The following is a 20,352-nucleotide window of genomic DNA, read 5'->3' as shown; positions in this document are numbered from 1 at the left end:
TTCGTCGTTCAGCGGGTCAGCGGGCCACAGTGGCGGCCATGGCACGCAGCCGGGGCCGGTCCGCCTTGCCGTTGGCGTTGAGCGGGATGCTCGGCAGCGGCGTCAGCCGGCGCGGCACCATGTACACGGGCAGCGTGCGGCGCAGTTCCCGCCGCACCCGCGCCGCGGGCAGGTCACCGGTGTAGAAGGCGGCGAGCTCGGTCCGCCCGTCGTGCGCGGTGGCGACCACCACGGCGGCGCCGATCCCGTCCGTGCGCCGCAACGCGGCCTCCACCTCACCGAGCTCGACCCGGTAGCCGTTGACCTGGACCTGCTGGTCGAGCCGCCCGACGTGCACCCATTGGCCGCCCTCGCGGCGCACGACGTCGCCGGTGCGGTAGTGCCGCCCCTCGGTGAACCGGCCGGTGTCGTCGGCCGGGTCGAGGTAGCCGTCGAAGCGCTGCGGGCCACGCACGCACAGCTCGCCTTCGGCCGCGGGGCGGCCGTCGGCGTCGAGCAGGACGGCGTCCAGGTGCGGGTACGGCGCTCCGATGGGGACGGTGTCGTTGCCCGTGCTCGGCCAGTCCGCCGGGTCGGCGGGCAGCTGGTAGTCCGCGCACGCGATCGTGAGCTCGGTCGGGCCGTACGCGTTGACGATGGCCGACCGGGGCGCGACCGCGTGCCAGGCCCGCGCCTGGCCGAGGGTGAACTGCTCACCGCAGAAGATGCTGTAGCGCAATGCGGTCGGCACGCCGGTGGTCAGCGTGCCCAGTCCGGCGGCGACGGTGATCGCGGCGGGCACGGAGAACCAGTGGGTGAGTTCGCGCTCGGCGAGGTAGCGCACCGGCTGGGTCAGTTCCGTGCGGCCCGGGCACACCAGGGTCGCGCCGCCCGCCCAGCTGACGAACAGGTCGAACACCGCGAGGTCGAAGGTCAGGTCGAAGGTGTGCGACAGCCGGCAGCCGGGCTCGACCGCGAACCGGGACACGTTGTGCGCGAGGAACGCGTCGACGTTGCGGTGGCGCACCGGCACCCCCTTCGGCCGGCCGGTGGAGCCGGAGGTGAAGAGGATGTAGGCGACCGCGTCCGGGTCGGGGCGCGCTTCCGGCGGCCGGGCCGCCGGAAGGTCCACAAGAGACGGTTCGACTACAGCGTTTGCCGCCAGCCCGGCCAGCTCGCCCGCCTGCGCGGCGCCACCCGCGTCGGCGAGCAGCAGGTCCGGCCGCGCCGCACGGCACACGGCCCGGTTGCGTTCGACGGGATGCCCGGCGTTCAGCGGCACCACCGTCGCGCCGAGCCGGGTCGCCGCCAGGTACCCGGCGAACGCGAGCAGGCTGCGGGAGGCGAGCAGGCCGACCCGGCGGGGGAGTGCGCCGCACTCGGCGGCGATGTGGGCGGCCAGCCGCGCGGACAGGTCGTCGAGTTCGCGGTAGGTCACGGCGGCGCCGTCCACCTCGACGGCGACCGCGTCGGGCACGCGCGCGACCGACGCCGCGAACCACTGGTACAACGTCCGAGCGGCGGGCTGGATCGGGTCAGGCATGCGGCCGGGCACCCACCTCGGCCAGCAGCCCGGCCTGCGCCCGCACCGTGCTGTGCTGGAACAGCTCCACGGGGTCCAGCGAGGTGCCCGTGGTGTCGCCCAGCACGTCGCCGAGCAGCACCAGGAGCATGGAGTTGCCGCCCGCCTCGAAGAAGCCGGTCTCCAGCGGCACGGCGTCCTCGTCGGTGTCGAGGACCTCGGCCCACGCCTGGCGCACCAGCGTGACCAGTTCGGGCCGGGGAGCGGGGTCCGGGTGGTTCATGGCGTCTCCTCGGCCAGTGGCGATCGGGGGTCGTCGGCCAGCGCGGTGGCGCAGGCCAGCAGGGTGTCGGCCACCGCGCCGGCGGTGGCCGCGTCGAACAGACCCGTCAGGTAGGTCAGGTCGAACTCGAGCCCGTCACCGCTGTCGACGGCGGCGAACTCCATTTCGTACTTGGCTTTCAGCGCGGGCAGCGGCCACAGCCGGGCCGCGACGCCGAGGTCCGGCGGGCGGGGCGTGGTGTCGGTGGCGTCCACGTACACCGGGGTGACCGGTGGCCTGCCGAGGTCGCGTGCCGGGTGCAGGGCCGCCGCGACCTCGTCGAACGGCACGTCGGCACTCCGGTACCCGAGGGCACCCGCGGCCGCCGCCCGCTCCAGCGCGTCCCGCCAGGTGCGCGCGCCGGTCAGGTCCACCCGGATCGGCACGGTGTTGACGAACATCCCGACGACGTCCGTGGCCGTGCCCGGCCGCTGCGACCACGGGAACACGAACACGAAGTCGCGTTGCGCGGTGTGCCGGGCGAGCGTGCCGGCGACCAGCGCGGCCGTGGCGAGGAACAGGCTGCACCCGGCGTCGGCGGCGGCCTTGTGCAGCAGCGCGGTACGGGCCGGGCCGAGGCGGCGCCGGACCGAGTCCGCCTCGATCGACTGCCGGGCGCCGCGCGACCGGTCGTGCGGCAGGGCGATGTCGGTGGGCGCCCCGGCGAGCGCGGTGATCAGCTCCGCCGCGCCGGCCGGTGGTGGGGGTGGCGCGGGCGCGTCCGCGGCGGGCAGCGGGTCGCCGCGGTAGGCGGCGCCGATCTGGTCGAACACGACCTGGCGGGACGCGCCGTCGAGCACGAGGTGGTGCGCGCAGAACACGAGCACGCACCGGTCGTCGGCCACGAGGAGTTCCGCCCGTGCGGGCGCCTGGTCGGCCAGTGCGAACGGCGTCCAGCACACGGTCGTGACGTGGTCGGCGAGCTTGTCGTCTGGCCAGCCGGTGATGTCGGTGACGGTGGCGCGGGCCGGGGAGCCTTCGGCGCGGACCACGCGCTTGGCCGCCCGGTCGAGGCGGAACCGCGACCGCAGCGCCGGGTGGTGGGCGAGGACCCGGTCGACCGCGGCGGCGAGCCTGCCGGCGTCGACGCCCGGGCCGAACTCGACGATCGACGGCACCAGGTAGGCCGCGCGCAGGTGCGGCATCCGGTCCTGCAACCACATCCGTTCCTGCGCCGAGGTGAGCGGCCGGTCAGTGGTGGGCTCGGCCGCGGGCGCCGGTTCTCGCGCGAGCAGCCGGGCGAGCCCGGTCACGGTGGGGTCGGCGAGGAACTCGCTGGGCGCGACCTGGGCGTTGCCGAGCATGGTGATCGCGAGCAGGGAGTTGCCGCCGAGGGCGAAGAAGTTGTCGTCGTCGCCGATCCGTCCCACCGCCAGTCCGTCCACTGTGGACAAGGCAGTGCGGAACAGGTTCGCGGCCGTGCGCCGCACGTCGGCGGGCGGTGGCGCGCCGCGGTCCGCGGGCACCGGCTCGGCCGAAGGGCGCGGTGTGACTAGGGGTCCGTTCGGCACCCGGACGTCCGCCAGCGGCCGGTCGGGGTCGGCGAGCACCGCGTCGAGCACCGCGAGGTAGTCGGCGACGAAGCGGGGGCCGAGCTCTTCCGGGTACCGGTCGGTGGCGAACTCGAGTGTGCCGCGGGCGCCGGTGGCGGTCGTCTCGACGATCAGCAGCAGGTCGGCCTTCGCGGTGCCGGTCGGCAGCAGCTCGCTCGTCCACAGTGGCTCGTCGATGTTCGGCGCGGGGAAGTTCTGGTGGGCGAACGCGATGTCGGCGAGCCCGCGCCGGCCCGCGTCGCGCGCCGCGACCTCGGCCACCAGCCGGTCGAACGGCAGCCGCTGGTGGCGAAGCGACGCGAACGCCTCCGCCCGGTTCGCGGCGACGAGGTCGCGGAACGTGCCGCCGTCCGGGCAGCGCAAGATCATCGGCACGGTGTTGACGAAGAAGCCGGCCATGCGCTCCAGCGCCGGGTGCGGCCGGTTGACCGTGAACGTCCCGATGACGAACTCGGTGCGCTCGGCCCAGCGCCGCAGGGTTTCCAGGTACGCGGCCAGGAACACCACGAACGGGGTGCCCCGGGTCTGTTTCGCCACCCGTTCGGCGGCGGCCACCAGCTCCGCGTCGAGGTCGAAGACGACCTGCCTGCCCGGCCGGGCGCCTTCCGGGGTCGCGGCGACCGGCCGGGCACCGCCGAGGCGGGCCGGTCCGGGTGCCGCGGCCAGCGCGTCCGCTCGGCGCCGAAGCTCTTCGCAGACAACGGGATCGGCGGAGACCTGCCGGTCCCATTGCGCGTAGTCGACGTACCGCAGTTCGTCCGCCGGCGCCGTGGCGCGTCCGGTGCGGTACAGCTGCGCCAGGTCCTCGAAGAGCGGCACGAGCGACCAGCCGTCCACCGCGATGTGGTGGATCAGCAGCAGGACCGTGCCGGTCGCAGGCCACACGACGCACCGGGCGGGTGGCGTCCGGGCGAGGTCGAACCCGATCCGGCAGCGGCGCACCGCGTCCTGGCGGACCTCCTCGGGCGACAGCGGGTCGTCGACGACCTCCACCGGCATCGCGTGCTGCTCCGCGACGACCTGCACCACCCGGTCGCCGCGGCGCTCGTAGGTGGTGCGCAGCACGTCGTGCCGCGCGACCAGCCCGTCGAGCGCCACGCGCAACGCCGCCACGTCGAGCGGTTCGGTCCACCGCAGGAACAACGGCACCGAGTACAGGGGCGAGCCGGGCGCCGACTGCTCGATCAGCCACAGCCGTTCCTGGGCGCTCGACAACGCCGCGACCGGTACGCCGGTCGGTACGAGCTCAGCGGTCATGCGCTGCGCACCGCCGTGCCCGGCAAGGTGGCGGCGAACTCCGCCAGCGTGTCGGCCAGCAGCAGCTCGGCGGGGTCGACCGTCGCGGCGAGCCGTGCCCCGAGCCGCGAGGCCACCTGCACCGCCAGGATCGAATTGCCGCCGAGGTCGAGGAAGTTGTCGGTGGCGGCGACCTCGACGCCGCCGAGCACCTCGGCGACGACCGCGCCGACCAGATCCGGCCCGGGGGAGTTTCCGGCTGTCCGCTGTGGACTGATCGCGGCCAGCATCGCGGTGCGGTCGGCCTTGCCGGTCGGCCCGAGCGGCACCGCGTCGAGCACCACCCACCGGCCCGGGATCATGTACCCGGGCAGCCGTTCGGTGAGCCGGTCGCGCAGCAGGCCGGGCAGGGCCGCCGGGACGACGCCCGGCGCCGGGAGCGCGAACCCGACCAGGGCGGCCTGCGCGCCGTCGCCGACCTTCTCGACGAACACGTGCTCGGCGAGCCGGGTGGCGACCGCCGCGTGCTCGATCTCCTCCAGCTCGATGCGGAAGCCGCGCAGCTTGACCTGGCGGTCCCGCCTGCCGAGCAGCTCCAGTGCGCCGTCCGCCAGCTCCCGCACGATGTCCCCGGTGCGGTAGAGGGTCTTGCCGGTGCGCGGGTCGGCGACGAACTTGCTCGCGGTCAGCTCCGGCCGGCCGAGGTAGCCGAGGGCCACCCCGGGCCCGCCGACGCAGAGTTCGCCCTGTTCGCCCAGCGCCACCGGGGTCAGGTCGTCGGCCAGGACGTGCAGTTCGGTGCGCTGCAACGCGAAGCCGATCGGAACCCTGGCCCGGTCCCGCAGGCTCTCGGGGGTGCACTGGTAGGCGGTGGCGAAGGTGGTGGTCTCGGTCGGGCCGTAGCCGTTGACCAGCCGGCCCGGGGGACCGGCGTCGAGGACGCGCCGGGTGAGCTCGAGATCCAGCTGTTCGCCGCCGACCACGAGCGTGCGCAGCCCCGCGAACGCGTCCGGCCGCTCGCGGGCGATGGTGTGGAACATCGACGTGGTCAGGAACATCGTGTCGACGCCCGTGTCGGCGACCAGGCCGAGCCACTGCTCGACGGGCAGTTCCGCCGGGGTCGGCAGCACCACGACGGTGGCGCCCGCGGTGAGCGCGCCCCAGAGCTCGAACGTGGTCGCGTCGAACGCCGGGTTCGCCATGCCGGCCACCCGGTCGCCGGGTTCCACCGTGCAGTAGTTCGGCGAGACGACGAGACGCGCGATCGCCCGGTGCGGAACCATCACGCCCTTGGGCTCGCCCGTCGACCCGGAGGTGAACGACACGTAGGCCACGGCTTCGTCGTCGTCGGCCGGGGGGAGGTCGAGGTCGTGCGCCGCCGGGCCGCCGGGGACGGCGAGCACGGGGTGCCCGGCGGGCAGGCGGTCGGCCCGGCCGCCGTCGCCCACGACCACCGGCGGATCGCCGCAGTCACGCAGGATCGCGGCCACCCGGGCGGCCGGGGCGTGCGGGTCCAGCGGCACGTAGGCGGCGCCCGCCCGCAGCACGCCGGTCAGCGCCACGACCAGGCCGATCGACGGCCCGGCGGCCACCGCGACCAGGGAGCCCGGCCGGACACCGCGAGCGGCGAGGTCCGCCGCCAGCGCCCCGGCGCGCTGCCACAGCTCGCCGTAGGTCAGGCTGCCGCCGCTCCGCCGGTCGAGCACAGCGCAGGCGGAAGGTGAGCGCCGAACCTGGTGCCCGAGCAATTCGGGCACGGTCGGCTGCTGGTGCGACAACATCAACCCCCATGGTTCGCCGCGTGGATGACTTCCGGCCCCCCGAACCCACGCGGTGAAGAAAGTTAAGCAATGAACGCGGACAGCACGTATCGCCCATTCGGTGGCTCCGCAGGTCTGATCAGCCCAAAGCCGATACTCCCCGCGAGCGATCGATCACCAAGGGAGACTTCGATGTCACGTACTGCGACGACTCGGCTCGGCAGGGTAAGCACGGAACTGTCCACTGTGGAGCCTCGGGATGGGTCGCCGGCTCGGTTCGCGGCTCGGCGACGCCGGGGTCGAGGTGGTGTTCGGCGAACCAGCAGCGGTTCAAGCCAGGGTCACCGGCGCCGAGCCCTCGAAGCGGTAGCCGACACCGCGGACCGTGGTGATCGGATCCAGGTGTGGCGCGAGCTTGGCGCGGAGCTTGCGGACGTGGACGTCGACCGTCCGGTCGCCGCCGTGCTGTCGCGGCCAGAGCGCCGATTTGAGCGCGGCGCGGGTGAAGACCCGGTCCGGGTGCGCGCGCAGGAAACGCAGCAGGTCGAACTCCAGCCGGGTCAGGACGAGCGGGCTGCCCAGCAGGACCGCGCGCCGGGAGCCGGTTTCGATGCGCAGGAGCGGGTCGGAGACCAGCCTGAGGTGGGGCGCCGCCTTCGTCGGGACGGCCGCGCGCCGAGTCGTGACGTCGACGCTCGCCAGGCCGTCCAGCGCGGTGGCCAGCCGGGCGGCGACGAGGGCCGCGTCGCCGGCTCGGCCGGTGAGGTCGATCCGGATGTCCACGCGGAGCAGCTCGGCGGTCGTGCGCTGTTCGGGCGGGGTCGTCATGAGCGCGATTCTGGTTCGTGACCACCTCGGCGGGAAGGATGCCCGGCGGGTGGAACGACTTGACGGCACGTGCCCCGCCGGCGGCACGATGATCGTGTTCCACGAAGCGGACGGAGCCGCGCGATGAGATTCCAGGTCCTGGACATCCTGCCCACGGGCGTTCGGTGCTGAGTACTCCGAGAAGGTGACCCACTGGGTCGTCGGCAGGACGAGGGCGAGCGAGCACGCGGCCACGACGAGCGGGGCTTCTGGGCCGGCCACGGCGGACGTCGGCACCGGGAGGGGCCCTGACCGCGCGGGTGCGAGACTGGGCCACGACTTGACGACCGAAGGAGCTCGCCGTGGCCTCTGATGCCCTTGACCGACCGGTCCCGGCGGCGAGCGGGCCGGGACAGCCGGTCCTCGAGCTGCTGGACAAGGCCATCGGCCTGCAGACACCGCTGGTGCGCAAGAACATCGCCCGCGCTCGTCAGCGCAACCCGGAGGCGACACCGGCGGAGGTCGTGCGCGCCCTGGAGCGGATGTACCTCAGCGCCCTGGCGAGCACCGGAGCCGCGGTCGGGGCGACCGCGGCCGCGCCCGCCGTGGGCACCGGGGTCGCCCTGGCGTTGTCGGCGGGCGAGGCCTTCTCTTCGCTCGAACTGAGCACCCTGTTCGTGCTCTCGGTCGCCGAAGTCCACGGCGTCCGGCTGGACGAGATCGAACGCCGGCGGACGCTGGTCATGGGGATCCTGCTCGGGCAGTCGGGTTCCAACGCCATCGTCGGCAAGGTCGCCGAGCGCACCGGTCAGCACTGGGCCCGCCAGCTCGTCAGCAAGGTCCCCATGGCGACGCTGCACCAGATCAACAGAGTCCTGGGCAGGAACTTCGTCACCAAGTACGGCACCAAGCAGGGCATCATCGTGCTCGGCCGGGTGGTTCCGTTCGGCATCGGTGCGGTGATCGGCGGGGGCGCCAACGCCACCGTGGCCGCCCTGGCGGTCCGGGCCGCCCGGCGCGCGTTCGGCCCCGCGCCCCAGTCATGGCCGGAGACGGAACCGGATCCCGCACCTCCCGGCGCAGGGCTCCCGGATCGTTGAGCACGTCCTGTTGCCGAGCCCGAACGCGACGCCTCCGGCTACCGCCGCTACAACGCGCAGGCGGCGGCCGACCTCTCCGGCGGCCGTCGCCGAGGCGTCGCCGGCCCGGCGGCGGTCACCAGGCTTTCCCGAACCGCCGGCCGGCCCGCCAGACGAGCGCACCGACGAGCCAGGCCGAGAGGAACAGCGCGACGATGCCGAACCCCGCGTAGCCGGCGCCGATTTCCCGGAGCCACGCCGGTGGGCCGGACGCGACGCCGAGCAGCCCCGCCAGCCCGATCCCGGCGGCCAGCACCGCGGTCGCCACCGAGATTCCGGTGACCAGCAGGTTGTAGCGGATCCTCCGCACCGGGCCGAGCAGGGCCCACTCGTAGACGGCGGTCATCACCACCCCGTCCGCCGCGTCGAACGCGCTCATCCCCGCGGCGAACAGCACCGGCAGGGCGAGGAACGCGTACCAGGGCACGGCCGGCGCGACACTGCCGGACAGGACGAGCAGCGAAACCTCGGTGGCGGTGTCGAACCCGAGGCCGAACAGCAGCCCGATCGGGTACAGGTGCCACTCCCGGCCGACCGACCCGCTCAGCCGGCCGAGCAGGCGCGCGACCAGCCCGCGCGAGCGTAGCTGCCGCTCGAGTTCCGCCTCGTCGTGGCTGCCGTCGCGGGCTTGCCTCGCCAGGCGCAGGAGGCCGGTGAAGGCCCGTGCGTTCAGCACTCCGATGAACAGGAGGAACCCCGCCGAAACCAGGGCACCCCCGGTCGCGGTCACCCCGTGGAGCAGGGACGAGCCGTCGGCCACGCTGTCGGCGACCGCCCGGGAACCGAATCCCAGCACGACGCAGAGCACCAGGACGACCGTCGAATGGCCGAGCGAGAACCAGAAGCCGGCCGAGAGGGGCCGCCGCCCGTCGCCGAGCAGCTTCCGGGTGGTGTTGTCGATCGCGACGATGTGGTCCGCGTCGAACGCGTGCCGCATGCCCAGGACGTAGGCCGTGACCCCGATCCCGGCGCCGAGACCTGACCCGCCGCTCGTGGCCGGCAGCAGCATCCCGGCGCCGAAGAGGTGCAGGAACACGACGAAACCGCCCATGCCGGCCAGCCGGCGGCGGTCGTCCCGGGACAGGCCGGCGAGCACCCGCGCCTTGAGCCGTACCGGATCCGCCATCACGGGACCAGCCGGAGCTCGCTCACCCGGCCACCGCGAACGGTGACCGTGGCGTGCGGTGCGCCGTCGGGGTGCCAGACGGTGTAGTCACCGGCCGGCACGCTGGGGAAAACGGCGGTGTAGGCGGTCCGCTCCCGGTTGTGCCGGGCGTGCACCACGTTGTGGCTCCGCGGCGTGTCGGAGCCGGCTCCCGGGCTGATTTCGATCTCCCGCTCGCAGTGCTGCGGGCCGGTGTGGACGACCAGCGCGCCGACGTCGCCGCCGATGTCCAGGATCAGGGTGTCCATGGTGGGCTCTCCGTTCAGGACCGCGGGGTGGTGAAGCCGCTGTTCGGCACGCCGAGGTAGGGAAACCGGTCGAGGTAGGGGATGTCGAGGCTGTCCGGGGTCACCCCGTCGTCCACCTTCGCCGCCGCCGGGTCGGCCGTGAAGGTCTTGTCCACCAGCGGGTAGGTGGCGCCCGCGATCGCGCGCAGCTCGATCGCGACCACGTCGTCGAACACCCTGCGCCCGTTGGGGAAACCGGCGAGGTCGCCGCCGAGGAGCCCGAAGATGCTGGGTTTCTTCGACGGCGGGATGGCGGTGTTCAGCCGCATCAGGTCGGCCTGGGTCTTGCCGGTGAAGTTCTGGAAGCCCGGAATCAGCCCGGCGGGGATGCCGGTGAGCAGGATGGCCAGCAGGTCGGCGCGCGGCTTGCCGGACTTGTTCAGCACGTCGAGGTTCGGGAACACCCCGGGGAACAGACCCGGCAGCAGCGAGGCGACCTCGGGGTTCGCCACGAACTTCGCGAACCTGCTGTCCCCGTCCGGGGACTGCGTGTTCCAGAAGTCCTTGCGCCCCATGGGCACGATGACCTCGTTGAACAGCGGGTTGGCCAGCCGCGAGACCTGCCGCTGCGGTCCGGTGCTCCACGTGTTGTTGCGGTCGGCATCGAGCATGCGCACGCGCTGGCGGCTCGCGGTCGTCCACACGCCGATGGTGGCGCGGGGATCGTCGACGTCCTTGCCGTGCCACCCCTCCCGGGTCAGGTCGGCGATCGGGACCTGCAGTGCGATGGAGTGCACGTTGAGGTTCTTGGTGGCGTTGACGCCCGGGCCGGACTGCGGGAACTTGGTCAGGCCGAAGTGCGCGTGCGCGTCGGCGAACGGCCGGGGGTCGAGCAGGTCGAAGATCGCCCCGAGGTCGACGTAGAAGCCCTCGGCGCGCTGCCCCGCGTACACCTTCCGCCCGCCACCGAGATCGCGCACCGCCGCGTCGGCGAGCGCCTTGTAGTCCGGTGTGGACAGTGGGCCGATGTTGCACGGCGGGCAGGGGAACTTCCGGCCGAGCAGCTGCTCGCGGCCCTGGCCGTCCCGGCGGGTGACCGCATAGAACTGCCTGCGGTTCCAGTTCGGCGAGTCCAGGGCCTGGATCGGGCCGGTGTTGTAGAGGAAGGTGTTCTCGTTGCGCACCTGGGTGGTGAACCGGAACTCGTAGGTGACGTCCGCCTTGCCGTCACCGTTGTTGTCGACGTGGATCGCGTACCGGACGTCGTCGCCGAACTCGTAGAAGTTCGGGCCGCCCGCCGGTGCCTGCAACGGCACGTAGTTCGCGATCAGGGTGACGGTGTCCGGTCTGTCCGGGCTGACGAAGGCGTAGACGTCGCTGGAGTCGGCGACGGGGTCCTTGGCGATTTCGGGCGCTTCACGGTGTGAAGACATGGTTCAACCTCACGGGTGGGAGAAGGGGAGCCGGGCGACAGGCCCGGTGCTGGAGACCAGGGTTCCGGCAAGACTCAGGCGGCGTCGACGATCTTCACCAGGCGCGCCGTGAAAGCGCGGTCGGTGACCTGGATCCGGCGGTCGCCCACGAACACGTCGAGCTCTCCCGAGCCGGCGTCCCGCAGGTGCACCATGACCGGATCGGCCGGATTCGTCACCGGACCGCCGGCTTCCGCGATCCCGGACACCACGGACGGGACCCCCGCGCCCACCGCCACCCCGGCGGCGGCGAGGCCGGCGCCCGCCAGCAACGCGCGGCGACGGGACACCCCACCGGCGGACGCGGCCGTCGTGCCGGGCTGTTCTTCCTGAGCCATGAGCCAACTCCTCGCTGCTGTGGGCGCTCGCACCGCCCGCTCGCCCGATATTCGGCGCACCCCTTCCCCCGGATTGCCCGGTTCACGAAAACCCGGCCGCGGGTCAGGCGTGTTCGATCGCCGCCGCCTCGCCGAGGCCGAGAAGCTCGATCGCCGCGGCGCGCATCTCGACCTTGCGCACCTTGCCGCTGACGGTCATCGGGAAGTCGTCGACGAGGTGGACGTAGCGGGGGATCTTGTAGCGCGCGAGTTTCCCGTCGGCGAACGACCGGATGGTCTCGGCGCTGAGCCCGGCGGCACCGGGACGCGGCTTGATCCAGGCCATGATCTCCTCGCCGTACCGCTCGTCGGGGACGCCGATGACGTGGACGTCGTGGATGTCGGGGTGGGTGTGGAGGAACTCCTCGATCTCCCGGGGATAGACGTTCTCCCCGCCGCGGATCACCATGTCCTTGATCCGCCCGGTGATGTTGAGGTAACCGGCGTCGTCCATCACGGCGAGGTCGCCGGTGTGCATCCAGCCCGCGGCGTCGATCGCCTCGGCGGTCTTGTCCGGCTCGTCCCAGTAGCCGAGCATCACCGAGTAACCGCGGGTGCACAGCTCGCCGGGCTCGCCGCGGGGCACGGTGGCGCCGGTCTCGGGGTCGATGACCTTGATCTCGACGTGCGGGTGCACTCTGCCCACAGTGGACACCCGGCGTTCGAGCGGGTCGTCGATCCGGGTCTGGGTGGAGACCGGCGAGGTCTCGGTCATCCCGTAGATGATCGTCACCTCCGTCATCCCCATCCGGGTCACGACCTGCTTCATCACCTCGATCGGGCACGGCGAGCCGCCCATGGCGCCGGTGCGCAGGCTGGACAGGTCGAAGCCGGCGAATCCGGGCACCGCCAGCTCGGCGATGAACATCGTCGGGACCCCGTAAAGGACGGTGCAACGGTGCTCGGCGACCGCGGCGAGGGTGGCCGCCGGGTCGAAACCCGGTGCGGGGTAGACCATGCACGCGCCGTGCGTGGTCGCACCGAGGTTGCCGATCACCATGCCGAACGTGTGGAAGAGCGGGACCGGGATGCAGATCCGGTCGGCTTCGGTGATTTCGCAGACTTCGGCGGTCAGGAACGCGTTGTTGAGGATGTTGTGGTGGGTCAGGGTGGCGCCCTTGGGGTGGCCGGTGGTGCCCGAGGTGTACTGGATGTTGATCGCGTCGTGCGGGGACAGCTCCGCCTGCCGCCGCGCCAGCACGCGCGGATCCCCGTGCCGGTCGGGCAGTGCGGCCCACGCCGGGCTGCCGATCACCACGACGTCGCGCAGGTCCGGGCAGTCCGCGCGCACCTCGTCGATCATCGCGGTGTAGTCCGCGCCCTTGAAGCCGGGCGCGGCGACCAGGGTGCGGATCCCGGCCTGGTTGAGCACATAGGACAGTTCGTGGGTCCGGTACGCCGGGTTGACGCACACCAGGATCGCCCCGATCTTGGCCGTGGCGAACTGGACGAGTGTCCATTCCGGACAGTTCGGCGCCCAGATGCCGACCCGGTCGCCTTTTGCGACGCCTGACCGGATCAGGCCGTGCGCGAGGGCGTCGACGTCGGCCCGGAGCCGGGCATAGGTCCAGCGCCGGCCGGTCGCGTGCTCGATGAGGGCGTCGCGGGCGCCGTGGGTGGCGGCGATGCGGTCGAAGTTGTCGCCGATCGTCTCCGCCAGCAAGGGGAGATCGGCCGGTCCTCGGGTGTGGGACAGGGTGGTCATCGGGTTCCTCCGTGTGGTGCGGACAGGTTTTTCAGGTAGGCCAGCGCCGGCCAGGGCAGGCAGGCGTCGAGGCCGTAGTGGGCGTTCATGTCGCGGTCGAACTCCGGCGCACGGCGGTAGCCCAGGCGCGCGTAGAGCGCCAGCGCGGCGGTCATGAAGCCGGAGGTGTGGAAGGCGAAGACGGGGGCGCCCGACGCGCGGGCCCGGTCTTCGAGCGCGGCCATCAGCGCGTGGGCCACGCCCCGGCCGCGGAAGTCGGGATGCACGGCCATGCCCCGGCCGCCGGCCCAGCCGCCGGGCCAGCCCAGGTTCTGCACGGTGGCGTCCGGGTAGAACGCCGCGTAGCCGGCGATCTGCCCGTCGACCTCCGCGACCAGCAGCTGCCCGTGGCAGGCGTGCCGGTCGAGGTCGAGCAGGTCGGCGCGGTAGGCGTCGAACACCCGCGGGGAGATGTCTCCCGCGTACTGGGCGTAGGCGACGCCGAGCACGTCCCGGATCGCCGCGTGGTCGGCGGCTCCGGCCGCCCGCACCCGCGGACCGGCGGCCCGGGGGAGGGCGAGCGCGGCCAGTGCCCCGGCTCCGGCGAGCACCGCGCCCAGCCACAGGGCCGGCACCAGGCCGGCGACGAGCCGGGCGGGCGAGCCGAGATCGCCGTGGGCGGCGAAGACCGAGGCGAGCACCGCGACACCGAGGACGACGGAGATCTCGCGGACGGCGGTCGCCGCACCGGAAGCCTGGCCCTGCTCGCGCGGCGCCACCGCGCCGAGGACGGCGGCGGCCGCCGGCGCGAAGAACAGCGCCGAACCGGCACCCAGCAAGGCCATCCCGGGAACCAACGCGCCGTAGGCAACGTCCGGCGTGGTCACCACCGCCAGCCAGGCCAGCCCGGCGGCGACCAGCGCGACGCCGGACGCCATCAGCGGGCGCGTGCCCCACCGGTCGGAGAAGGCACCGGCCATCGGCGTCAGCAGCATCGGCATCACGACCATCGGGAGCATGCGCAACCCCGCGTGCAGCGGCGAGGCGCCTTGCCCGGCCTGGAGCAGCTGCGTGATCAGGAACAGCGCGCCGAACAGCGCCGCGTACATCAGCAGCACGGTGACGTTGGCGATGGCGAAGGCCCGGTGGCGGAAGAACCGCATCGGCAGCATCGGCGCCGGCGCCCGCGTCTCCCAGACCACGAACAGCACCAGGGCCAGGACGCCGGAAGCCAGCGCCACCACCACGTCGGGCCGCGCCCAGCCGTCTCCGCCCGCGCGGATCACCGCCCACACCACGCCGAGCACCCCGGCCCCGCTGAGCGCGACGCCACGCAGGTCGAGCCGGTCGTGCGGGCCGTGGCTCTCCCGCAGGCACCGCCGGGCCAGCGGAACCAGCACCAGGCCGAGCGGGACGTTCAGCCAGAAGATCCACGGCCAGCCGGCGAGACCGGTGAGGGCACCGCCCAGCACCGGGCCGGCGGCCACCCCGAGGCCGCCGATCCCGCCCCAGGCGCCGAGGACCGCACCGCGGCGCGCCGCCGGGCAGGCCGCGCTGAGCATGGTCATGGACAGCGGTGCGAAGATCGCCCCACCGGCGCCCTGGACCGCGCGGGCCGCCACCAGGGCACCGATGCCCGGGGCGAGCGCCGCCGCGGCCGACCCGGCGGTGAACACCGTCAACCCGACGGCGAACATCCGGCGGCGGCCGAACCGGTCGCCGAGGGCGGCGCCGGCGAGCAGCAGCACGGCGAAGGACAGGGTGTAGGCGTTGACGGTCCACTCGGTGCCCGCGAGGCCGGCGCCGAGGTCGGTCCTGATCGACGGCAGGGCGGTGGTGACGGCCAGGCGGTCGAGTGCGAAGAGGAACCACGCCGACGAGGTGATGGCGAAGGTCCGGGCGAACAAGCTCATGGCCGTCAGCCTGCGTTCCGGTCACGTTCGCGGGCACTAGGGCGAAACCCCAGGCTCCACCCCAGTTCCCGGGGATGTACCCGGGCCGGGCATCGTGCCAGACTTCGAGGTTGTGTCGCCCGAACTGGCCGCGAGACCCCAGCCGGTGGAGCTCTTGGAGCGCGCCGGCGAGCTGAACGCGGTGGCCGCGCTGGTGGCCGCCGCCGGCACCGGCCGGGGCGGTTTGCTGCTGGTCGAGGCCGCCGCGGGGCTGGGGAAGTCGACGTTGCTCGAGCACGCCGCCGCCATGGCCCGTGCCCAGGGGCACCTGGTGCTGCGGGCCCGCGGCCACGAGCTGGAGACGGCGTTCGCCTGGGGGGTGGCCCGGACCCTCTTCGAAGGGGCCGCGCTCGGCGGTACGGATCTGCTGGCCGGCCCGGCGGCGCCGGCCCGGCTGGTCTTCCGCACCGCGGAGGAGCCGGGCGACCTGCCGGCGGCCGACGCGGGGTTCGCCATCCTGCACGGGCTCTACTGGCTGGCGGTGCGGCTGGCCGAGCGGGCGCCGCTGCTGATCGCGGTCGACGACGCCCAGTGGGCCGACGGGCCGTCGCTGCGCTGGCTGACGTTCCTGCTCGGTCGCCTGGCCGACCTGCCGATCGGCGTGCTCGTCGCCGCCAGGCCGGGGACGCGTGGTGAGGACGGGCTGCTCGCGCAGCTGGCCGGCGACCCGGACGGCACGATGTGCCGGCTCGAACCGCTCGGCCCGGACGCGGTCGCCGAGCTCGTCCGCCGTCGCCGCCCGGAGGCCGACGACGGCTTCTGCCGCCGCTGCTTCGACCTGACCGGCGGCAACCCGTTGCACCTGCGGGAACTGCTCGTGGCCATCGAGGCGCAACCCGGCGGCACCGACGCCGAGATCCTCGCCGGGGGTGCGGCACTCGCCTCGCGTTCACTGGCTCGCTCGGTGCGGCGCAGGCTGGCGGCCCTGTCGCCGGCCGCGTGCCGGCTGGCGCGGGCGGTCGCGGTATTCGAGAACAACGCCCCGCTGGAGATGGCCGCCGAGCTGGCGGAGGTCGGCACGTCGGCGGCGCCGTCCGCCGCGGACGAGCTGACCCACGCGGACCTGCTCAGACCGGGCGACCCGCTGGAGTTCATCCACCCGCTGGTGCGCTCCGCCGTGTACCACGACCTCCCGCCACGCGGGCGCGCCGCACAGCACCGCCGGGCCGCCGCGTTGCTGGTCGGCGACGGCGCGGCCGACGAGTGCGTCGCCGCCCACCTGCTGGAGTCGCCGGCCGCCGAGGACGACGAGGTGGTCGCCACCCTGCGCGCGACGGCTCGCCGGGCCTTCGCCCGCGGCGCGCCCGGGTCCGCGGTGCGGTACCTGGACCGGGCGTTGCGGGAACCGCCCTCGGCGGCGGTCCGGCCGGAACTGCTCGCCGAGCTGGGGCGCGCCGAAGGGGCCACCGGCGGTCAGGACGCCGTCGCGCACCTGACGGAGGCCGTCGAGCTGGCCGGCGACGCCCGCACCCGTGCGGCGCTGCTGCTCGAGCTGAGCCGGCTCCTGCACGACCGGGGACGGCTCGACGAGGCCTGCGAGGCCTGCTTGCGCGGGCGTGCGGAGCTCGCCGGTGACGACGAGCTCGCCGCTGCCCTGGACGCGGCCTACCTGACCTCGGCGATGCTGAGCCCGAAGCACGTGGCCGAGGCCCACCGGCGGGTGCGGGAGGTCCTCGACCGGCCGACCCGGCTGGCCGGCCCCGCCGACCGGGCACTGACCAGCAAGGCGATGATCATGCAGCTGGCGGCGGGCGGGAACCGCGACGAACTGCTGACGATCGCGAAGGACCTGTTCGCCGGCGGGCGGCTGGCCACCGAGGCCGGCGCGGACTCCCAAGCGTTGTGGCACACGATGGGCGCATTGAGCTACTGCGACGACTATCCGACTGCCGAGCACGCCTTCCAGCTCGCGTCGGCGGACGCGCGGCGGCGCGGGTCGACGATCGCACTCGCCGGTGTGACGGTGTTCCGTGCCCGGCAGCTCCTGTGGACCGGGCCGGTCGCCGAGGCCGTGGACGACGCCCGCACCGCGTTCGACGTCTGGCGCGGGGCGGGGCACATGTACGTTTCGGCGGCCGGTCTCTGCCTGGTCTCCGCGCTCCTCGAACAGGACGACACCGACCAGGCCGAGACCGTGCTCGCGGCGGTCGAGGAGCACGCCACGCCGTTCGGGCTCTTCGCGGCCTGGCGGCTCGCGGCGGCCGCCCGGGTCGCCGCCCGGCGCGGAGAGGACGCCGAGGCGCTGCGGGCGTTCACTCGCTGCGGGCAGCACCTTGTCGAGATCGCGCAGCTCAACCCGGTGATGCTGTCCTGGCGCTCGGAGGCCGGGCTGGCCGCGCTGCGCCTCGGGCAGCGCGACACCGCCGAAGAACTCATCACGGAGGAGCTCACCCTCGCCGAACGCTTCGGCGCCCCGCGTGCCATCGGCGTCGCCCGGCGTGCCGCCGGCCTGCTCGCCCGCGGCGAGCAGTCGATCGAACTGCTCCGCTCCGCGTCCGGCCTCCACCACGGTTGCGCGGCACACCTCGAACACGCCACCACCCTCGTCGAACTCGGCGCCGCAGTCCGCCGCACCGGCCGCCCGGCCGAAGCCCGCGACCCCCTGCGTGAGGCCATCACACTGGCGGAAACGCTTGGCGCGGTTCACCTCGCGCACCGAGCCCGCACGGAACTGAACCTCGCCGGCGGCCGGGCACCGGCCCGCAGCCACACCCCCGAGCTGACCCCCGGCGAGCGCCGCGTAGCCCGGCTCGCAGCCGACGGCCAGACGAACCGCCAGATCGCCAACGCCCTGTTCATCACCGTGAAAGCGGTCGAGTGGCACCTCAGCAACACCTACCGCAAGCTCCGGATCCGCGGCCGCGACGAGATCGCCAAGGCCCTGCCCACCCCGGGCGGCACCCCTTAGCCCGGGGTGATCGACCGCGGGTGACGCCACGGCGCCGATGACCGGTGCGCGCAGCGGCCTGCTGAAGAAGGCGGCAGCCTGAGCCGGCGGTCGTCTGTCCGGTTCGCACGATCGAACCGGGTTGGCAGCCTCCGGGCCCTTACCTGCGGAGACCGTGGACAGTCCACCTGCGACAGGCCGGTCCGGTCGGGGTGTCGACGGACTGTCGACAGATTGTCGACGGGGCCTGCGAATGTCGATGCAGAACCCCGGTGCGGACGCACGGCGGGTGGTTGATCGGCTGAGAGGGAAGCCCGCGGATGACCGTGTTCAGCGATCGCGCGCTGCGCGAACTGAGCGATCCGGCCGTACTCGGCTCGTTGCTGCTGCCGGCCGGTGACGTCGACGGCAGCCGGGTCCGGACGATGCTCGCGGCGACCTACGACCTGTCGGCGGCGCGCATCGACCAGGTCGGTTCCGTGCACGTGCGGACCGTGAGCCTGCAGCGGCCGCTGTTCCCCGTCGGCCGGCAGGACGGCTCGTGGTCCCAGCTCGTGCCGTCCTTCACCCGCACCGAGCTGACGCTCACCCTGCCGGCGCCGGCCGATCCACTGTGGATCGACCTGCTGGCCGGGATCGACGTCACGGTGGTCACCGAGGTGGATCCCAGCGGTGCGGAAGCCGTGCTTGCGAAGGCTTTCGACACCTTCACCACGCTGGACGAGTTCCGGGCGCGGTTCGCGTTCTTCGATCTCGACGCGTTCCTCGCCGAGCACCGCATCAGCACGGTCGAGGAACTGCGGGACGCCTTCGACTACGTCGTGACCGAGATCCAGCTGCGCAGGCCGGGCACCTTCGATCCGGACGACCCCGCGAACCGGCACACGCTGCCGGTCACGCTGGCCGCCGTGATCGCCGATCCCTTCGACCTCGCCGCCGGGCTGCGTGCCACGCGGCTGGTGCGGGAAGCCGCGAAAGGACTCACCGGCCCGGCGCCGGCGGGCATCCCGGTCGACGCGACCGAGGCCTACGCGACGGCCGTCGTCGTCGCGGCGGACGGGCTGCCCGACGGGCTCACCGAGACGGATGTCGAACAGCTCTACGGCAAAGAGGGCGTCGTCAGCCTCTTTGTGCCCACAACATGAGGAGGATCTGATGGCAGTTCGGTACATCCGGGTCGACCCGATCGTCAACCTGTTCGCGCCGGCCGTCCGCGCGTTCGGCAACATCGCGGTGGTGGGGCGGACGACGTCCACGACCGCGGCGATCGGCAAGGCCGCGTTGTTCACCAATCCCGACGACGCCAAGAAGGCCTTTCCCGGCGAGCTGGGCGCCGCGATCGCCCTCGCGTTCGCGCAGACACCCGGCCCGGCGCTGGTCTACGGCGTGCCCGTGGCCACCGAGACGCCGGACTGGGCCACCGCGCTCGGCGCGGTCGCCGCGCTGAACGTGCAGCTCGTGGTGCTGGCGAACACACCGGTGAACAAGACCACCACGCCGAAGGACGCCCCGATCCAGCTGCTTTCCGACCACGTCACGTCCGTGTCGAACACCGGTGCCGACGGCATGGAGCGCATGGGCGTCGCGATGCTGGACAAGGGCGCGGCCGATCCGGGGGTCATCCTGCCGAACGAGCGGATGGTCTACATCGCCCACAACAGCGACCAGGACGCCGCGGCGGCGGTCGCGGGCACCATCGCCGGGTACGAACCGTCGGTGTCGCTGCTGCTCAAGCCGGTGAACATCGTCAGCCCGCCGTTCAGTCACGCGGACATCGAAAAGCTCAACGACCCGGGGAAGGAGACCGCCGCCAGCGGCCCCGCCGGCCTGGGCGTCAACTGGCTGACCACGCCGTCGCTCATCCCCGGCAACGGCGTCTTCATGGGCGAGAGCTACACGGGCGACGCGAGCCACGGCAAGAAGTACATCGACGTCGTCCGGTTCGTGGACGACGTGTCGTTCCAGCTCAAGGCGCGGCTGATCAGCTCCATCGGGAACGTGCGGATCACCCGGTCCGGCCTGCGCACGCTGATCGCCCGGATGGAGGCGATCCTCACGCCGCTGGTCGAGACGGACGTGCTCAACGGCTTCGAGGTCGTCGTCCCGCTGCTGGCGCTGCTGGACAAGGACCCGGCGACGCGGACTCCCGAAGAAACCCAGCGGATCCACGACGCGGAGGTGGCGCGGCTGGTGCAGGTGCTGGCCGCCCTGAAGTACGCCGGCGCGGTGCACCGCATTTCGATCAGCCTGAAGTTCGACTAGGAGGAAAT

General features: G+C 73.2%; 15 protein-coding genes. 4 read left to right on the top strand and 11 right to left on the bottom strand.

The window, feature by feature from the left end; genetic code table 11:
- Positions 1-16 precede the first annotated feature (16 nt).
- The 5 genes from AB0G28_RS22105 to AB0G28_RS22085 form a co-directional block, all read right to left on the bottom strand.
- A complete protein-coding gene (locus tag AB0G28_RS22105; protein ID WP_361091753.1) occupies positions 17-1,522 on the bottom strand; it encodes a D-alanine--poly(phosphoribitol) ligase in 1,506 nt (501 codons plus the stop codon).
- Entirely contained in the window at positions 1,515-1,784 is a 270-nt protein-coding gene (locus AB0G28_RS22100) for an acyl carrier protein (protein ID WP_361091750.1), read from the bottom strand. The genes AB0G28_RS22105 and AB0G28_RS22100 overlap by 8 nt, the downstream gene beginning before the upstream one ends.
- Positions 1,781-4,633, bottom strand: a complete 2,853-nt coding sequence (locus AB0G28_RS22095) for a condensation domain-containing protein (protein ID WP_361091747.1) — start codon at positions 4,631-4,633, stop codon at positions 1,781-1,783. The genes AB0G28_RS22100 and AB0G28_RS22095 overlap by 4 nt, the downstream gene beginning before the upstream one ends.
- A complete protein-coding gene (locus AB0G28_RS22090) occupies positions 4,630-6,393 on the bottom strand; it encodes a non-ribosomal peptide synthetase (protein WP_361091744.1) in 1,764 nt (587 codons plus the stop codon). The genes AB0G28_RS22095 and AB0G28_RS22090 overlap by 4 nt, the downstream gene beginning before the upstream one ends.
- A gap of 309 nt (positions 6,394-6,702) precedes the next feature.
- Entirely contained in the window at positions 6,703-7,200 is a 498-nt protein-coding gene (locus AB0G28_RS22085; RefSeq protein WP_361091741.1) for a winged helix-turn-helix domain-containing protein, read from the bottom strand.
- A gap of 341 nt (positions 7,201-7,541) precedes the next feature.
- Between AB0G28_RS22085 and AB0G28_RS22080 the strand changes: the two genes are divergently transcribed.
- Positions 7,542-8,279 (top strand): hypothetical protein, encoded by a 738-nt coding sequence (locus AB0G28_RS22080; RefSeq protein WP_361091739.1) that lies wholly within the window; start codon positions 7,542-7,544, stop codon positions 8,277-8,279.
- A 115-nt stretch (positions 8,280-8,394) separates the two neighbouring features.
- Here AB0G28_RS22080 and AB0G28_RS22075 read toward each other — a convergent pair whose 3' ends face one another.
- The 6 genes from AB0G28_RS22075 to AB0G28_RS22050 all read right to left on the bottom strand — a co-directional run bounded on the left by AB0G28_RS22075 (position 8,395) and on the right by AB0G28_RS22050 (position 15,156).
- Positions 8,395-9,444 (bottom strand): HoxN/HupN/NixA family nickel/cobalt transporter, encoded by a 1,050-nt coding sequence (locus AB0G28_RS22075; RefSeq protein WP_361091736.1) that lies wholly within the window; start codon positions 9,442-9,444, stop codon positions 8,395-8,397.
- Positions 9,444-9,731 (bottom strand): hypothetical protein, encoded by a 288-nt coding sequence (locus tag AB0G28_RS22070; protein ID WP_361091733.1) that lies wholly within the window; start codon positions 9,729-9,731, stop codon positions 9,444-9,446. Before AB0G28_RS22070 ends, AB0G28_RS22075 begins: the two co-directional genes overlap by 1 nt.
- Positions 9,732-9,745: 14 nt before the next feature.
- Positions 9,746-11,143: a DUF4331 domain-containing protein gene (locus tag AB0G28_RS22065; RefSeq protein WP_361091730.1), complete on the bottom strand. Its 1,398-nt coding sequence runs from the start codon at positions 11,141-11,143 to the stop codon at positions 9,746-9,748.
- A gap of 74 nt (positions 11,144-11,217) precedes the next feature.
- Positions 11,218-11,520 carry a hypothetical protein gene (locus tag AB0G28_RS22060; protein ID WP_361091727.1) on the bottom strand — a complete coding sequence of 101 codons (303 nt, stop codon included), beginning with the start codon at positions 11,518-11,520 and terminating at the stop codon, positions 11,218-11,220.
- Between the two features lie 103 nt (positions 11,521-11,623).
- Complete coding sequence (locus AB0G28_RS22055; protein ID WP_361091724.1) at positions 11,624-13,264, bottom strand: AMP-binding protein; 1,641 nt, start codon at positions 13,262-13,264, stop codon at positions 11,624-11,626.
- Complete coding sequence (locus AB0G28_RS22050; protein ID WP_361091722.1) at positions 13,261-15,156, bottom strand: DHA2 family efflux MFS transporter permease subunit; 1,896 nt, start codon at positions 15,154-15,156, stop codon at positions 13,261-13,263. The genes AB0G28_RS22055 and AB0G28_RS22050 overlap by 4 nt, the downstream gene beginning before the upstream one ends.
- Positions 15,157-15,301: 145 nt before the next feature.
- Between AB0G28_RS22050 and AB0G28_RS22045 the strand changes: the two genes are divergently transcribed.
- The 3 genes from AB0G28_RS22045 (at position 15,302) to AB0G28_RS22035 (ending at position 20,344) form a co-directional block, all read left to right on the top strand.
- On the top strand, positions 15,302-18,103 hold the full coding sequence (locus AB0G28_RS22045; protein WP_361091719.1) for an AAA family ATPase: 2,802 nt from the start codon (positions 15,302-15,304) through the stop codon (positions 18,101-18,103).
- 299 nt (positions 18,104-18,402) lie between these two features.
- Positions 18,403-19,227, top strand: a complete 825-nt coding sequence (locus AB0G28_RS22040) for a hypothetical protein (RefSeq protein WP_361091716.1) — start codon at positions 18,403-18,405, stop codon at positions 19,225-19,227.
- Positions 19,228-19,237: 10 nt separating this feature from the next.
- Positions 19,238-20,344 (top strand): hypothetical protein, encoded by a 1,107-nt coding sequence (locus tag AB0G28_RS22035; protein ID WP_361091714.1) that lies wholly within the window; start codon positions 19,238-19,240, stop codon positions 20,342-20,344.
- Positions 20,345-20,352 lie beyond the last annotated feature (8 nt).

This window comes from Amycolatopsis sp. NPDC021455 (genome assembly GCF_040640995.1).
In the GTDB taxonomy this organism is placed as follows: Bacteria; Actinomycetota; Actinomycetes; order Mycobacteriales; family Pseudonocardiaceae; genus Amycolatopsis.
This window is presented reverse-complemented; position numbering and strand designations above follow the sequence as displayed.

Bases quoted from the DNA above. Each gene is read 5' to 3' on its own strand.
- AB0G28_RS22105 (WP_361091753.1), bottom strand. From the start codon at position 1,522: ATGCCTGACCCGATCCAGCCCGCCGCTCGGACGTTGTACCAGTGGTTC.
- AB0G28_RS22100 (WP_361091750.1), bottom strand. From the start codon at position 1,784: ATGAACCACCCGGACCCCGCTCCCCGGCCCGAACTGGTCACGCTGGTG.
- AB0G28_RS22095 (WP_361091747.1), bottom strand. From the start codon at position 4,633: ATGACCGCTGAGCTCGTACCGACCGGCGTACCGGTCGCGGCGTTGTCG.
- AB0G28_RS22090 (WP_361091744.1), bottom strand. From the start codon at position 6,393: ATGTTGTCGCACCAGCAGCCGACCGTGCCCGAATTGCTCGGGCACCAG.
- AB0G28_RS22085 (WP_361091741.1), bottom strand. From the start codon at position 7,200: ATGACGACCCCGCCCGAACAGCGCACGACCGCCGAGCTGCTCCGCGTG.
- AB0G28_RS22075 (WP_361091736.1), bottom strand. From the start codon at position 9,444: ATGGCGGATCCGGTACGGCTCAAGGCGCGGGTGCTCGCCGGCCTGTCC.
- AB0G28_RS22070 (WP_361091733.1), bottom strand. From the start codon at position 9,731: ATGGACACCCTGATCCTGGACATCGGCGGCGACGTCGGCGCGCTGGTC.
- AB0G28_RS22065 (WP_361091730.1), bottom strand. From the start codon at position 11,143: ATGTCTTCACACCGTGAAGCGCCCGAAATCGCCAAGGACCCCGTCGCC.
- AB0G28_RS22060 (WP_361091727.1), bottom strand. From the start codon at position 11,520: ATGGCTCAGGAAGAACAGCCCGGCACGACGGCCGCGTCCGCCGGTGGG.
- AB0G28_RS22055 (WP_361091724.1), bottom strand. From the start codon at position 13,264: ATGACCACCCTGTCCCACACCCGAGGACCGGCCGATCTCCCCTTGCTG.
- AB0G28_RS22050 (WP_361091722.1), bottom strand. From the start codon at position 15,156: ATGAGCTTGTTCGCCCGGACCTTCGCCATCACCTCGTCGGCGTGGTTC.
- AB0G28_RS22040 (WP_361091716.1), top strand. From the start codon at position 18,403: ATGACCGTGTTCAGCGATCGCGCGCTGCGCGAACTGAGCGATCCGGCC.
- AB0G28_RS22035 (WP_361091714.1), top strand. From the start codon at position 19,238: ATGGCAGTTCGGTACATCCGGGTCGACCCGATCGTCAACCTGTTCGCG.